Annotated in this window: 10 protein-coding genes; all 10 read right to left on the bottom strand. The window is 62.1% G+C overall.

Going from position 1 to position 15,660, the window contains the following annotated elements:
* Positions 1-17: 17 nt before the first annotated feature.
* Complete coding sequence (locus KQ661_RS14105) at positions 18-215, bottom strand: ATP-binding protein (RefSeq protein WP_216727312.1); 198 nt, start codon at positions 213-215, stop codon at positions 18-20.
* Positions 199-1,200: a sensor histidine kinase gene (locus tag KQ661_RS14100; protein ID WP_216727311.1), complete on the bottom strand. Its 1,002-nt coding sequence runs from the start codon at positions 1,198-1,200 to the stop codon at positions 199-201. The genes KQ661_RS14105 and KQ661_RS14100 overlap by 17 nt, the downstream gene beginning before the upstream one ends.
* A 53-nt stretch (positions 1,201-1,253) precedes the next feature.
* Entirely contained in the window at positions 1,254-2,255 is a 1,002-nt protein-coding gene (locus KQ661_RS14095; protein ID WP_235726976.1) for an IS701 family transposase, read from the bottom strand.
* Positions 2,249-2,581: a hypothetical protein gene (locus KQ661_RS14090; protein ID WP_216727310.1), complete on the bottom strand. Its 333-nt coding sequence runs from the start codon at positions 2,579-2,581 to the stop codon at positions 2,249-2,251. Before KQ661_RS14090 ends, KQ661_RS14095 begins: the two co-directional genes overlap by 7 nt.
* A 388-nt stretch (positions 2,582-2,969) precedes the next feature.
* On the bottom strand, positions 2,970-8,522 hold the full coding sequence (locus tag KQ661_RS14085; protein WP_216727309.1) for a beta strand repeat-containing protein: 5,553 nt from the start codon (positions 8,520-8,522) through the stop codon (positions 2,970-2,972).
* Positions 8,519-8,815 (bottom strand): hypothetical protein, encoded by a 297-nt coding sequence (locus tag KQ661_RS14080; RefSeq protein ID WP_216688927.1) that lies wholly within the window; start codon positions 8,813-8,815, stop codon positions 8,519-8,521. Before KQ661_RS14080 ends, KQ661_RS14085 begins: the two co-directional genes overlap by 4 nt.
* A gap of 153 nt (positions 8,816-8,968) precedes the next feature.
* Entirely contained in the window at positions 8,969-11,095 is a 2,127-nt protein-coding gene (locus KQ661_RS14075; RefSeq protein ID WP_216727308.1) for a response regulator, read from the bottom strand.
* 18 nt (positions 11,096-11,113) lie between these two features.
* Complete coding sequence (locus KQ661_RS14070; RefSeq protein ID WP_216727307.1) at positions 11,114-12,553, bottom strand: PAS domain-containing protein; 1,440 nt, start codon at positions 12,551-12,553, stop codon at positions 11,114-11,116.
* 33 nt (positions 12,554-12,586) lie between these two features.
* Complete coding sequence (locus KQ661_RS14065) at positions 12,587-13,933, bottom strand: sigma-54-dependent transcriptional regulator (protein ID WP_216688925.1); 1,347 nt, start codon at positions 13,931-13,933, stop codon at positions 12,587-12,589.
* Positions 13,934-14,402: 469 nt separating this feature from the next.
* Positions 14,403-15,641, bottom strand: a complete 1,239-nt coding sequence (locus tag KQ661_RS14060) for a DUF1972 domain-containing protein (protein WP_216688924.1) — start codon at positions 15,639-15,641, stop codon at positions 14,403-14,405.
* Positions 15,642-15,660: the final 19 nt, after the last annotated feature.

Here is a 15,660-nt window from a genome sequence, read left to right as displayed (position 1 = left end):
TTGAGTAGCACGAGTACTTAAACGCGCCCAAAGTGCACCCGAAAGGTGGCACCCTCGCCCACCTGGCTTTCTACTGCCAGGTGGCCGCCCTGCACCTGCACCAGGCGATTGACGAGGTACACACCCACACCGGTTGCCTCGGTGTGGGTGTGGAAGCGGCGAAACAGCTGGAACAGCTCGGCCCCGTAGCGCGCCGCATCAAACCCCCAGGTCATTGTCCTTCACCCAGAGCACGGGTTGGCCGTTTTCGAGCCAGAGCGAGCAGTGCACGCGGGACGGGCGGGCGGGGTCGGTGTAATTGAAGGCGTTGCTGAGCAGGTTGAGCAGAATGGTCCGCAGGCTGGCCCGGGGGTAGAAGAGGATGGGCCGGCCGCTAAAATCGGTGGTGATGCGGGCGCGGGTGGCGCGCACCTGCGGCTCCAGGGTCTGGAGCACGTCCAGCACCAGGGCCTGCAGGTCCACGGGTTCGGGCGGGAGCAGGGCTACTTGCTGGGCCTGGCCCAGAGCCGCCAGGTCGTCAATATTGGTACTGAGCTGGCGCAACGCGTCAGGAATGAGGGGCAACAGAAGCTGCTCTTCGGCGGGGTCGGCAAAGGTGACGCTGCGGCGGAGCTCATCAATGAGGCCGGCCAGATTGTTGACGGGCTGTTTGAGGTTGTGGCTGGAGGCATACACGAAGCTGTAAAGGTCCTGATTGGTGCGGGTGAGCTGCTGGTTGCTCAGGAGCAGGGCAGTATTGGCGCGCTCGATATCGTGCAGGGCCACTTGCAGCTGGCCGGTGCGCTCGGCCACGCGGGCTTCGAGCTGCTGGTTGAGCTTGCGCACGGCCAGGTGCGACTTGTGCAGCTCCCGGGCCTGCTGCTGAATGCTGATATTGGACGTTCGGAGGCGCTCATTGGCGGTGGCCAGCTCCTGGTTGGTGGCGGCCAGGTGGTTGCTGGCATCCAGCTCCTCGTAGCTCACCGACAGCTCCTCGTTGGCAATGGCCAGCTGATGCGCCGTGGCCGGCGGCCGGTCATCGGCCTCGGCCAGCTGGCGGGTCCGGACGTGCGTGCTCACGTTGTAGGCAAACAGCAGCATGCCCATAACCCGGCTCAGGGCGTCGCGCACGGGTTGGCCGCTGAAGTTGAAATAGATGGGCCGGTCCAGGCCGGCGTAGGTGTGGCGCTGGCGTAGGCCCCGGCTTCGTAGCCGTAGCACGGCTCGCCGGTGCGGCAGGCTTCGTCCAGCAAGTCTAGGACTTACGCACTCGACTATACAAGTGCTTGAATGATTGGCTTTTGGAGCAACTGCCGCAGGTAGGGTGCCCATTGCTGTTGGTGCGCCTGATAAATAGTTTGCCCCATGCGGCGGGCGTGTTGACGCAGCGATACCCAGGCCAAGTAACAACAGGCCAAGTGGTTGCGTTGCGCCATCTCCTTCCGGCACTGGCACTTCTCTGACCCCGTCAACTGTTTGAAGCTGCGGTGAAACTCCTCTACCTGCCAACGCACCTGCACGGCTTCAATCACCATTTCGCGGGTCAGATGAGCAGCCAAGTGGTTGGTAATAACCCATTCAATGTCGCCGTTCGTGGCCACTAGCTTGAAGCGTTTTACGCCAAAGGGCACTTCTTTCAGGCGCACTTCCACGCCCTGACTCCAACCGCCGGGCGGCGGCTCCAGCGTAGTCAGGCCTTGGTAGCCGCTTTCTTTGGCCAGGCTCACCAACCGGTTGCTTTTCAGGGTCGTAAAAAACGTCCAACCGGCACGATGAATGCGTTTCAAATTCGTGCTGCCCGCATACCAGGAATCAAATAAAATGGTGCGTGCCAGTAGTTTGCCCTCCGCCACAACCTGGTCAAACATGGCCAGAAAATGGTCGTTTTTCGTCTGTTCGTCTTGGTCGGGCGCGTAGATGCGGTAATCCAGGGGGAGGAAATCCCCGGCTTCGCCGCTGCTATGCACCAAATTGACCAGCCCAATGCCGGTGACCATGCCGTGCACGTTGCCCGAATACTGCCGCTTGGCCAGGGCGATAAAGCGGCTGTAGCGTTTGTCTTGTACGCTGTCGTCGACGAGCAGAAAAGCCTCCGGCGAATCGTGGAGCAAGGGCTGAACTAATTCGCGCAACTGATTGACTGGCAGTGTGCTCATGCGCAAAAATCGATTCACCTGGTCGTGGCTTACATCGGGCAGATGGGCGGCCAAATGCGTGCAGGTGTAGTTCGTGGGCGTACTGAGCAGGTACTCGATGTAAGCGGTTTGGGTCAGCATGAGCGGGCGGTTTTGCTTAAAGTACCCCAAAATGCGTAAGTCCTAAAGTCAAAAAAAGGCTGCCCAACCAGCTCCGGAAGGGCCTCGCGCAGGGGCAGGCCGATGAGCTGCCGCTCGCCAAACAGCTGCCGGAAGAGCTCATTGGTCACGGTCACCATATACTCGGGCCCAGCCAGGCTGGCCATGCACGCCGGCACCTGATGCAGGATGGTGCGCAGGCGGTGCTCCTCGGCAGGGGCGCGCAGGGGCTGCTCCAAAGTCTGCTGGGGCTGCTCCAACGGCTGGAGTGGCGCAGTGGAAACAGGAAGTGGCTCATAATCAGGCATCACGAAGGGTAGAGCGTTCAGGAAAGGTACGCACCAGCCAAGATACAAACGCTGAGCTTTCCCTGATTTCGGGGCCGAAAGCCGTGTTTTCTCCCGTGTTTCGGTTCTCATAGAACGGCCGCGCCGTGCGGCGGTACTTCCGCCTTGGCCGAAAGCTGGAAGTCGCCGCTAAAGAATTCGGATGGCCGAATGGGGGCGCGTCCCGCTTTTTTGCCGGCTGGTCGGTTTTGGCGGCTTCTTGAAAAAACGGTTTGGCTACCTCGGGCTGCTACCGGCTACCGAACAGCACCGCGCGTCAACGAAAAGCCGGAAGCGGTTTTCCATTGACGCGCATCATAAGTGGCTGGATAATATAAATTTGTGTCAACATTCTGATGCCCCGGGATGCCTATTGCACCCCGAAGCTGGCCGTCAGGAAGCGGCCGTTGGCCAGGCGCAGGCGGGCCAGGTACCAGCCGTGAAGCAGCCGGGCGGTGTCAATGCTGCCCGTTGCGCCGGCTGCCAGCACGTGCGTCGCCAGGCATTGGCCGGTGAGGGTGTAGATGAGGAGCCCGGCCCCGGTGGCTTGCGCGGCCACGGCCTCGCCCAGGGCGTAGTGCAGGGGCTCGCCCGGGGCCAGTAAGCTGGGGTAGACGGCAAAGGCTTCGGTAGTTCCGCTAACTGCGACCGTGCGTACGGCCGAGAACTGACTGCTACCGTTTGCGTCTGCCTGCCGCAGGCGGTAGTACACCAGCTTAGCGCCGTAGTTGGCGAGCTGCTCATCGGTGAAGCTGTACGTGTGGGCCACGGTGCTGGAGCCGTGGCCCGGCACCCGCTTCATAGTCTTAAATGCCTGGCTATCAGTTGAAAATTCCACGTCAAAATGTTCGTTGTTTACCTCCTGGGCCGTGGTCCAGGTGAGCAGGGCTGCCTGCCCGCGCGCCACGGCCTGAAACGAAACCAGGGTAACCGGCAGGGGCGCGAAGGACTTGGCCTGCCCCAGGCCAAACTGGCCGAAGGTGCGCAAGCTGCTGCGTAGGGTATAGCCATCGGCCACGAGGCGGCCCGCGCCGTTGCCGGGGCTGAGGCTTCCGCCGCCGGCGCTCCAGTCGGTGGCACTGAGGCTGGTGTCCGGACGCCGAAGCAGGCCGAACTCATTATCAACCAGGTTGGCAAACGGCATCAGGGAGGCCTGCAAGGCATACGTGCCGCTGGCCGGCTGCGCATCGGGCGTCAGCGTCCAGATGCCGGCCGGGTAAACGGCCAGGTAGCGCAGGGCGCTGGGCGTAGTTTCGGTGCAGCTCAGGCCGGCATCGGAGTCGGTTTTGAGGCTGAACCGGGCATCGAGAAAGCTGGTGCCCGCGAGCTGGCTGCTGAGCAGGTCGAGGCGGGCATACTGGCCCGCCGTGCCCACGGGGAAAGCGTAGGTGGCGCTCACGCCATCGGCAATGCTGCGGCGCAGGTTACCCACCACATAGCTGCCGCTGCCGCTGGTGGTGAGGCTGGTGGCCGCCGAATTGGTATGCAGCCATTTGTACGAGCCCGTGGTGATGAGTCCGGCCGTGAGCGTGAGGCTGGTGGCCGTGCCGGCATCGGTTTGCAGCACGAGGCCGGCGGGGTTGTTTACCACGGCGCGGCCAAAAGCGCTGCCGGCCAGCGCTTGGGCACTGCTGCCAACGAACGATACCTGGCTGGCGGGGTCCAGGGTGGTGGTGCCGGTATTCAGCCAGTCGCCGGTTATGGCGAGCTCGGCGGCGCTGCCCAGGGTTAGCTGGCCACCGGGCAGCACGCGCAGGGTGGCCACGGCTGCCCCGGGGCTGTTCAGTACGGGCATCAGCGGGCTGGCGGCCACCGTCACGTTGGTGGTGGCGGTGGGCACGGTGCCGCTGGCCCAGTTCTGGCAATCGAGCCAGTCGGGGCCGGTACCGGCCCCGGTCCACTGTCCGGCCGGGCCATTCAGGGGCCCATCGGTCACCACCGGGAACGTGCCGGTATTAATCAGGGAGCTGCAGCTGGCGCTGTTGGTGGCCACGCTTATCACCTGGTAGTTGGTAGTGGCCGTGCTGTTGGGCATCGGAAGGTCGTAGGTGGCGTAGGGTACGGAAATCGTCTGGTTGGTGCCGGCCGTGAGGTTGCGCAGCACCACCGTGAGTGGGAACTGGGCCGCCGCCAGGACAGTGGGCTGCTGGGTGAGCCGGTCGAGGCCCGTGAACGTGAAGCGCAACGTATGCGCCCCAAGCTGCGGACATACCTGCTGGCTGCGGGATATGGCCTGCGGTAGGGTAGCAAAGCTCCAGCCGCTGGTATTGCCTTGGTTGTTAGCCTGCTGGCCAGTTTCGAAATAAGCGCCGCCCTGGGCCTGGCTGTCGCGCAGGTAGATGAAGCTGGCGCACACCGTGCCGGCGGGAGTGGCACTCGCCGGCTTGCTCCAGATGAAGGCCTGGCCATTGATGGTGCTTTGCAGGGTGATAACCCGGGTGCCCGTGCCGCTGGCCTGCACGTTGGCCGCCGCGGCAAACGTGGTGGTGGTGCCCGCCCCAAACCGGAAGGTTGAGCCCGGCTCCAGGGTTAGTTGGCTGGTGATGGTGTTGCTGCCGGTGAGAAGATTGACGCCGGCCAGCAGCAGGGTGGCAATGGTACTGTTGCCGCCCATCACGTGCAGAATGCCAGGCCCCAGCTGCACGGTATTGTAAGTGAAGCCGTTGCCGTTGAAAAATGTGCCGGTGCTGAGGAAAATGGTCGAGGTGCCCGCATCAAAAGTGAGCGACGCTGGCTGGGTAATGGTCCAGTTGCCGGCCGTGATTTCTACGGTGGAGCTGCCCAGGCGCAGGGCGCGGGCGGCAGGGGCGGTGCCGGGCAGGGGGTTGCTTAGCAGATTGCGCAACCGCACCGGCTGGTTGTTGGTAAGGAAGGTGCCGGCCAGCAGGGTCAGGCCAGCGCCCGCCGTGCGGGGCTGCTGCAACGCATCGGCCAGCCCCACGGTGGCCCCGGGCGCATTGATGGTGAGGGCCCCGCCGAAGGCCTGCCCCGCGCTGGTAATGGTGGCCGCCCCCAGTATCAGGGTTTCGCCCAGCAGCTGCTGGCTCATGGCCGGGCTCCAGGTGAGGGAGCCATGCACGCTGAGCTTGTTGGTGCTGATGCCGCTGAACGTGGGGGTATTGGTGGCAGCGGCCCAATTGAGGCTACGGCAGGCTGCCTGCACCGCATCGAGCGTCACCACTTGGTTGGGAGCGGTGAACGACTGCCCGTCGAAAAGGGCATCGTCCAGCTGGTTGGGGGCACAGTTGCCGCCCGCGCCGCCGCTGCTCAGGGCCCAGTGGCTCTGGGCGCTCCACGGGCCGGTGCCCCCCACCCAATACAGCGTGCGGGCCACCGGGGGGCTGGTAAACACGAGCCCGGTAGTGCCGCCGTTGTTGAGGCTTTGGCTGGCCGTCCAGGTGCTTCCGCCCGTGAAAGCGACATCGCGCAGCGCGGTGAACTGCAGCACCATATTGGGCAGGATGCCGCCGGCGGGCTTGCTGAATGTGGCCCCGGCGGTGGCACTGGTGCCGCTAATGCTTAGAAAGCCGCCGCAGCCTCCCACGGCGTTGAGCTGCGCGTTGCGGGCAAAGGTCTGGGTGGTGCTGTTGAACGTGTAGGCGTGGCCCGGGGCCAGCACTAGCTGCTGGGTAAAGACATTGCTGGAATTGATATCGGCCGAGCCGGCGAAGATGAGCTCATCAAAAGTGGCCGGCGCGCCGCCGCCCGATACCAGCCAGGGCAGCGACAGCGCTGCGGGGTCGGTGAAGGCCACCGTGTGGTATTGCTGGCCCAGCCCCGCCACAAAGTAGGCCGGCTGGTTGTTGGTGGCGTTGGTGCCAATGCGAATGGTGCTGGTGCCGGCGTTGAGCACCGCCCCGGCCGCTACGTCCCAGGTATAGGTAGCGCGCGTGCCCACGTCGCCCAGGGCGGAGGCGGGCGTCAGGGTCAGCGTGCTGTTGCCCAGGTTCACCACCACCGGCGCTGCGCTGACCGGGCCACCCCCCGCCGTGCCCGTGCTGAACACGGACGACGTGGCGGCGTAGCCACTGGTGAAGCCCTGCGCGGCAACGTCCTGACTGTTGGTATCAAGGGTGCCGGCTTCTACGTAGATGCGGCCGTTGGGCGAGGTAATGCCGGGTGCCAGCGTCAGGGCATCGAGCAGTGTGTAGGTGCTGCCCGGGGCCCGGAAGTAGAGGTTGGCCGTCAGTACCTGTTTGGCCATTAGCACCGTGGGGTTCGGTGCGCCAGCTTCGTAGCCGTAAAAAACCAGGTCGGTGGCCAGCGCCAGCGTCATCGTGGTGTTGAGCGTCAGTGAGCCCCCGATGCCCAGTTGCTGGAGGCCCGGGTTGGCCGCGTCGCGGCTGAAAACCGGGGCATTGGCGTCCGTCCAGTCCAGGTCGCGGCAAAAGGCATTGGCACCGTCCAGGGTCACTACCTGGCCGCTGGCGGTAAAGGAATTCGCGTCGAAATGCACGTTGGTGGCCAGCGAAGGCAGGCAGCTGTTGCCGCTGGCACTGCCGCCGCTGACCGATGCCCAGTGGCTGGCATCGTGCCAGGCACCCGTGCCGCCCACCCAGTACAGGTCGCTCACTGCCAGGGTGCTGAATGCTGCTCCCTGGGTGTTGCCCCGGTCCAGGCAGGCCGTTGCCGGCAGTGGCACGCCGCTCCCGCTAAAGACAACGTCCTGCACCGCCGCGTAGGTGAGCGCGGTACTGCCCCAGCCCCCGGTCCGGTTAAAAACCGCTGCCTTGCCCGGCACGCTCGATTGCAGGCTGGCTAGGCCGGCGCAGCTGCCGCCCGATACTACTTGTGCCGTACCGGCAAAGGACAATGCTTGCCCGGCCGCCGCCCGCAATACCACATCGCGGCCCACGGCCAGCGTGCCGCCAATGGCGGCCGCGCTGGTCAGGGTAGTATTGCCATTGATGAGGAGCTTCGTAAAAGCCGAGCCCGCTACGCTAAAGGTAGCCGTGGTTCCGGCTGCTACTTCCACCACGTTGTAAACCTGCTCGGTGCTGATGAAGGAGTACCCGTTGGCCGTGGCCCGCACCGTAGTTCCCAGCCGCAGGATGCTGGCACCCGCATCAAAAATCAGGTTCGTGCCCGACAACTCCCAGGTATTAACGGGCGACAGCAGGTTGAACGTGCTGTTATTCAAAAGGATGGTTCGATACAGATTGCCCGTGCTGCGCACGCCATAGCACGATACCTGGGCGCTGCCAAAGTCGATGGAGCCCGTATTGAGCAGTAGGCTGGGCGTCGCGCCGTACTGCACCAGGTTGGCATCGCTGGTAAACAGCCAGCCGCCGAGCTTGCTATCGAAGCTCAGCCAGCCGTTGATGGGCACGGCCTGCAAATCAAGGACGTGCCCCGTCGAGGTGGCCAGCAGGCTGACGTTGGCGTCCTGTTGGCCCAGGCCAGTGGCCAGGCGCAGGTCGCCGTTCACCTCAACGGTGCCGCTGCCCACGAGGCGCGCGCCGCCGGTGGTGCCGCCCCGGCCCACCGCGTGCACGGCTCCGGTCCAGTCCATATCGAAGCAGGTGACGGTGGCATCGATGGTTATGGTCTGGTTGCTGGCCGTGAAGGAATTAGCATCGAAATAAACGTTGTCGGTGCTTTGAGGTACCTGGTCGTGGGTGGCGCTGCCGCCGCTGCTGCTGGCCCAGTGGTCCAGGTCGTTCCAGAGGCCGGTGCCGCCCACCCAATAGTAGTTGGCGGCGTGCGTGGCGGGGGCAAAGCCCAGCAGAAGCAGCAACAGCAACAGCCCGCGCCCGGCCCGGCCCGGTCGGGTTGGTGCGACAATAGAGGATAATAGCATCGGAATGAAGGTGTGGTATTTAGGAAGGAAAATGATGGCGTGGCCGGCTAGCAGGCCCACCGGTAAAGGCAAGCAGACGCGGGTGCTCAGTAGCACGGTCCGCAAGGCCCACAAAAGATTCATAATCCAGTAGTTGGCAGTGCCGGGCGCAGCGCGGCCGGATAGTACCGTGCCGGCATCGGCAGTACTTCGTGCTGGGTGGCCACCAGCGGCGCCGGAAGCGGCACCAGCAGGCGCGGCCCGAGCCCGGCCCGCGCCGGGATGGTGGCTACCGCCGGCGGCAATGCCGTGCGGCTCCAGCGGCCCAGCGGCAGCAGGCTAAACAACAGGCCCACCTGCCACAGCCACTTGCGCGAAGTGCTGGGGCGGAAATTTGGGCTGGCGGGGGTTTCTTCGAGCAGTATAGTTGGAGGCATAGCAGGGCTTTTTCCTGTCTGTAGCCACTGCTATACCAATTTTTATTAATGCCGCCAAATAGCTTATAGTATGATAGTTATAGGTGTAAACTCAGGCCTGAAGCTCCGTTTTTCAGAATAAATGTCTGAAAAACGGAGCATGTACTTCCGGACTCAGGCGCCGCCGGTGCGGCGGGCTTCCAACTCGGCCGACATTGCGAAGATGACCTCGCGCAATTGCAGGTCCACGACTTCGACTATGGGCTGCAGGTCGTCGTAGGAAAAAAGACCGGCCCAGTTTTCTATTGTATCCATTAGCTCGATGGCCGGCTGAATGTGCAGGTGCCGCAGGCTGGGGCACATCTTATGGGCGGCGGCCTGCAAGCTGGCCAGGTTGCCCACGGCCAGCGCCGCGTGCAGGTCGCGAAGCGCCGTGCCGGTGCTGCTGATAAAGGTTTGCAGCATCGACGCGATAAACTTCTGGTCGCCCTGGCCCATGCTCTCCAGCAGCCGCAGGTCGTAGAGCTGGCGCTGGGGCACGGGGGCCACCTTTGGGGGGGCAGCGGGGGGCAGCGGGCGGCCGGGCGGCCGGAGCACCCAGTCGTAGACGAGTTGCAGGAGCTCGTCCTCGTAAAACGGCTTGGTGAGGTAGTCGTCCATGCCGGCGGCCAGGCATTTTTCCTTCTCGCCGCTGGTGGCCGATGCCGTGAGGGCGATGATGGGCGTGGTCTGCCCCATTTGCTCGCGCAGGTAGCGCGTGGCTTCGAAGCCGTCCATCACCGGCATCTGCACGTCCATCAGAATCAGGTCGAAGCGCTGTTCGCGGACACACGCAATGGCAAATTCACCATTTTCTGCTTCGGTTACTTTGATATGGGCATTGAGGAGCAGTGTCTTGGCCATCAAGCGGTTGTACTCGTTGTCTTCCACTAGCAGGATGTGCTTGCCACGCAGCTCCTGCGCGTTGGGGCTGGTGGCCGACCGGCGCGGCGGCAGGTCATCGACGGTGCCAATGGGCAGCGCCAGGGCGAAGTGAATGGTGGTGCCCTGGTTTTTCTCGCTCTCAATCACGATTTCGCTGCCCATCAGCCGGGCCAGGCTGCGACAGATGCTTAGGCCCAGGCCCGTACCGCCAAATTTGCGGGTAATGGATACGTCCTCCTGGCTGAATTCCTGAAAAATGTACTTCAGGTACGACGGGTCGATGCCGATGCCGGTGTCGCGCACCGTAAACGCCAGCCATACGGCCCCGCTTTCAACACCGGCTACCTCGCACTCAATGGTTACGGCGCCTTTGCTGGTGAATTTTACGGCATTGCCGGCCAGATTCAGCAAAATCTGGGTGATGCGGTACGGGTCGCCGAGCACCACGTCCGGCACCAGCGAATCGATGACGGTGTTCAGTGCCAGCCCCTTTTCCTCCGCTTTGTAGAGCAGGGTTTTTTCCACCTGGGCGCAAAGGCGGGTCACGTTGAAGCCTACCTGCTCGATGGTCATCTGGCCGGCATCGAGCTTGGTCAGGTCCAGGATGTCGTTGATGATAACCAGCAGGTTCTCGGCCGAGGTGGTGATGGCGTGCAGGTAATTGCTCTGGCGCGTGGCCAGCGGGGTTTTGGCCAGCAGCTGGCTCATGCCCAGGATGGCGTTCATGGGTGTGCGGATTTCGTGGCTCATGTTGGCCAGGAACAGCTCCTTGGTTTTGGCCGAATACTCGGCCTGCTGCTTGGCTTCGCGCAGGTTTTGTTCCAGCTGTTTCATGTGCGTGATGTCGAGGCTGATGCCAATGGTGCCCATCACGGCATGTTCCTGGTCGTAGAGCGGGGCAGCTCCGGTAAAAAGCCATTTCGTCTTGCCGTCCTTGGTCACGATGGGCATCTCATAAGAGCTGCTCACCCCTTGTTCCCGCAGCTGGTATTGCTGCTCGATGTGCGGCAGGCTGCCGTAGGGCATCAGCAACGAAGGCAGCGGGTTGCCGAGCAGCTCTTCGTTGGTGTAGCCAATAAAGTTGCAGTAGTTCGGGTTGGCATAGAGCACGCGCTTCTCCAGGTCCGTCTCCACCAGCCCCAGCTGCATGTTGTCGATGATGGTGCGGTACTTGGCCTCGCGGAGCTGCAGGCCCTTTTTGGCTTTGTAGCTCTCGGTAATGTCCTCAAATTTCCAAAGAAACCCGATATCCGTATCCCCGTCCCAAACCGGCCCGAACTCGCGCTCTACCACGCGCCCATTACTCATGTGAAACAGGTTGAGGCGCTCTTCCAGCCGGCGTACTACCTGGGTGGCCATGTCCGGCGCGTCGGCCACCGGCCGCGCAATGCAGCTTTATATCTGCGCTTCCACCTGGTGATAGTCGGTGCCGATGAGCTCCTCGGGCGCAGCCGTGAGCTCGAAGAGCTGGCAAAAGGCATTGTTGGTCAGCACCACCTTGTGATTTTCGTCCACCAGCAGCACCCCGCGCTTCAGCTCTTTAAACGTAGTAGTGAGGCGCAGCGCCGTGGTAGCCAGGGCATTCTGGGCTTCCCGGCGCGCCGAAATATCCCCGATGATGCCTGTGAAAATAAGTGGCGTGCCCAGCGCATTGCGCTTGGTCACCATGCCCCGGTTCAGCACCCATTTGTAGCTTCCATCGTGGCAGCGCACGCGGTGCTCGCAGGCAAACAGCTCCTTTTCGCCGCTCTGGCAGGAAGTCCACTCCTGGTTCACCAGGGCAATCTCATCCAGATGCACGTAGTCGAGGAGGGTGATGCTCTCGTCGTCCCAGACCTGGTCGTCGTAGCCGAGCATGTTCAGCCATTCGTGCGATACCGACGTGTGTTTTGTGGTGTAGTGGTATTCCCAGGTGCCCATGCCCAGGCCTTCCATCATGAGCAGCCCGCGCAGAATGCTGCGGCGCGCTTCCTCCTCGGCCAGCTTGCTGAGGGTAATGTCCTCGATGCTGCCGCTGAAGTCCCGGCCGTAGTCGTCCTGGCCCGACATAGCCGAGCTGAGGCGGCACCAGCGCAAGGGCTGTCCCGGTACCACCAGGCGGCACTCCAGCATCACCGGCACGTTGGCCGCGATGGCCGCCTGGTAGATGGCCCAATTGGCCGGGTGGTCATCGGGATGCACGAAGTCGCTCAGGTGCTCCATGTCATCAATCCCGAAAAGTTCCTTCAGCCTGGGGCTGCAGTACGTGAACCGGCGCGGGTCATCGTTGTCCTGCCGCACGCGGTAGAGCACGCACGGCGCACTTTCGGCCAGGATGCGGAACCGGGCTTCGCTTTCGGCCAATACCTGCTGGGCCTTCCGCTTAAGCGAAAGGTCCTCCAGCAGGCCCAGAAACAGTTCAAACTCTCCCTGCGACGTTTTGTGCAGGGGATGCATATCCAGGCGCAGCCGCTTGCCTTCCTGCGCGGGGTGGTCTGGCAATTCAAACTGAAACGCCTCCTGCCGGGCCAGGCTGGCCGCCACCGTGGCCTGCACCTCGGCGCTGGACTGCATGTCGGGGGGCAGGTCGGAGAGCGGCCGGCCTATCAGGTGGGCCAGCGTGCAGCGGCACATGGCCAGCAATGCCGGGTTGGCCCAGATGATGCAGCCCCGCGAATCGCTGAGCAGGAGCCCGGAGTAGCTGGTTTGCAGCTGCTCCTGCAACTCGGCCGGGCTGCCCTCACCCAAAGGAGCCGCGTCGGAGACGGCCGCCAGCTGAGCGCGCAATTCGGCGATTTCGGCATCACGCTGGCGCAGCGTGTGCTCGAGCGTGGCACGGGTAGTGTTGGGGGTCATGGGCACGGTCAGAGAAGTGGAAACGCCGGCCGGTTATATTTCGCCGTCCTGTATCATCTTGTAAATCGTGGACTTGCCCACGTCCAGGGTTTGGGCCACCTGCGGCACATTGCCGTCGTACTTCTCTAGGTAGTGCCGCACAATGGCGCAGGTGTAGGCCCGCAGGGTCTTTTCCGAGCTCAGGAAACTGGTGTCGCGCCCGGCCGGGGCAAACATCACATCGGCGGGCGAAATCTCCGGCCCGTTGCTGAGCACGGCGGCCAACTCCACAATGGTTTTCAGCTCGCGCACGTTGCCGGGGTAGGCGTAGGCCCGCAGCTTAGCCAGCGTGTCGGGGGCCAGCACCAGGGCGGGCTTGCCATACTCGCGGCAAAACTCGTCCACGAAGTATTTGGCTAGGTACAGCGTGTCCTGGCCGCGCTCGCGCAGGGGCGGCAGCAGCAGTGGCAGGCCCATGATGCGGTAGTACAGGTCTTCGCGAAACGTGCTTTTCTGCACTTCATCGGCCAGGTTCTTGTGCGTGGCCGTGATGAGGCGCACGTCGAGCTTGATGCGCTCGTTGCCGCCCACGCGCTGCAATTCGCGCTCCTGCAGCACGCGCAGTAGCTTGCTCTGAATGGCGGGGTTCAGGTCCCCGATTTCGTCCAGAAACAGCGTGCCGCCGTTGGCCTCCTCAAACTTGCCGATTTTGCGGGCCACCGCGCTGGTGAACGCGCCCTTCTCGTGCCCAAACAGCTCGCTTTCCAGCAGCTCGGTGGGAATAGCGGCCATGTTTACGGCCACAAAGGGCTTGCGGTGCCGCCCCGAGTTCATGTGAATGGCCTTGGCCACCAGCTCCTTGCCCGTACCCGTTTCGCCGGTGATGGAAACGTTGACCGGCGTTTGGGCCGCTTTCTCCATCAGCCCAAAAATGCGCTTGATGGCCGGGCTGTTGCCCTTCATGATTTTGCTGAAATCGTACTTGGCCTGGAGCTGGCTTTCGAGGCTTTTCACGCGTTGGCGCAGGCCATTGGTTTCGCGCAGCTTCTGCACGGTATTCCAGAGAAAATCCTTGGTGTTGTCGTCTTTCACCAGGTAGTCGGACGCGCCCATCTTGAGCAAGTGCACAGCCGTCGCGATTTTATCTTGCGCACTGATGACGATGAGCGGCACCTCGGGCCAGCGCTGCCGCAGGGTGCTCAGCAGCTTGTCGCCGCTGATGTCGGGCAGCGAAAAGTCGATGGTTACCACATCGGGCAGCAAGTGCATGTTGTCCAGGCATTCCTGCCCCGACGTCCAGAGGTGAACCGTATTTTCCGGATTAAGGGACAGGTGGTAGTGCAGCAGTTGCCCGTACCAGGGGTCATCCTCAACGATGAAGATGATGAAAGGTGATTCCATAGTTGACTTTGCCGGCTCAGTAAGGTGGCGCGATACGCCTTAAGGACTAGTTAGCTGCGGTATACACTAACCAGCCGGGCCGATACCCCCCAACCTTATAAAAAGGCCGGTACAGATGAAAGGTTGAAAGTATGTAATAAATCTCAGGTAACTGAATGATAAAAGTTGGTATTATTTATATTTTATTTATGTTTTAATATAAAAATATACATTTAAGGTATGCACGATTAACCAGTCAATAAAGACGATGAATGAGCTATATTACTCGTTAAATGAAAAACAATCATTTTTGTTTAAAAAATGGTTTATGTGTTTTGTTTAAACAGGCAATATTGAAGCTGTTTAGAAAGTCCCCGAACGGTCATGCTTCGCTGCGCGCTGCATGACCGGTTGAGTACCTTTTGTGACTTTCTAAACAACTCCATTGGTTGGGAAAGGGCGAATGCAGGTGGCCTGCGCTGTTGAAGCCCTACACTTCGTCGTCATAGAACATCTTCAGGGCCGCGTACTGGCCCAGCTGGTTGGCCACCAGGTCGGCGGGCGGCAGCTGGCTCAGTTGGGAGTGAAGGCCGGCTTTGGCGTTCTTGCGCACCATGCCGGCCACTTTGAGGATGAGGTAGTTGTACTTGCGGGCGATGACGGCCCAGTTGTAGCGGCGGTTGGCCACGCTCTGCATCTGCTGGCCCAGCTCCAGCCAGGTCACCATGCTGGTTTCTTTGATTTGCTGTATCAGCTCCGCTTTGGTGGCGAAGTAGATGGCCTTGTTCTCGGTGGTGGCCTTGTTGAACGAGGCGTGGAAGGCCAGCACCGGCCGGCCCAGGCTCATGGCCTCCACCAGTGAGGGATTAGTGCCGCCGGCGCTGTGGCCGTGCACGTACACGGCGCAGTTGCTGCGCAGCACGTCGAGCTGCTGCTGGTTGTAGATGGGGTCGAGCAGGTGCAGGTTGGGGTAGGCCCCGTTGCCGAACTCGGCAAAAATGCGCCGGCCGTAGACGCTGTTCTTCCAATTGCCCACGATGACGAAGGTGTAGCTGTGCAGGGCAGCAAAGGCCTCCAGCACCATGCTCACGTTGTTTTCGGGCTCGATGCGGCATACCTTGAAGGCATAGGGCTTGGCCAGAAACGGGTACTGCGCCCGGGCCTCGTCGGTGATGGGCTGCGGGCGGGCGTGGTCGCCGCCGTATTCGATGACGCGGCTTCTCGTGCTGTAGGCGCGGGCCGTGTAGTCCTGAATGGCGTCGTTGTCGGAAATATCGGCGTGCGAGTACTTCACCGCCAGGTTCTCGGACCAGCGCAGAAACCGCTTGGCAAAGGGGCTCCACTTCTCGCGCCGCCACTCGATGCCATCGATGGAAACAATGACTTTCTTGTTGGTGAACCAGCGCACGAAGGGCAGCATCAGCGCCCCCGGCACGCCCAGCACCAGCAGCACATCGGCAAACAGCACGGCGTGCAGAATAGACAGGCAATCGTAGATAATACTCTGCATACCATTGGCTTGCAGGGGTAGGTATACTAGCTTGGCGCCTTCGTAGTGCGAGCGACGCTCGGCCTTGGGGTAGGTTTTGCCGCTGCAATACACCGTGAGGTCGTGCTGCTCGTGCAGGTACTTGACGAGGTAGGCCGTCAGGGTTTCGAAGCCGCCGTAGCAGGCCGGCAGCCCCACGGTGCCGATAATGGCAACTTTCTTGTGCGTGTTGGTGGACATCAGTAAAATTCGAACGGAG

Origin of the sequence: Hymenobacter siberiensis, assembly GCF_018967845.1 — a bacterium.
In the GTDB taxonomy this organism is placed as follows: Bacteria; Bacteroidota; Bacteroidia; order Cytophagales; family Hymenobacteraceae; genus Hymenobacter; species Hymenobacter siberiensis.
This window is presented reverse-complemented; position numbering and strand designations above follow the sequence as displayed.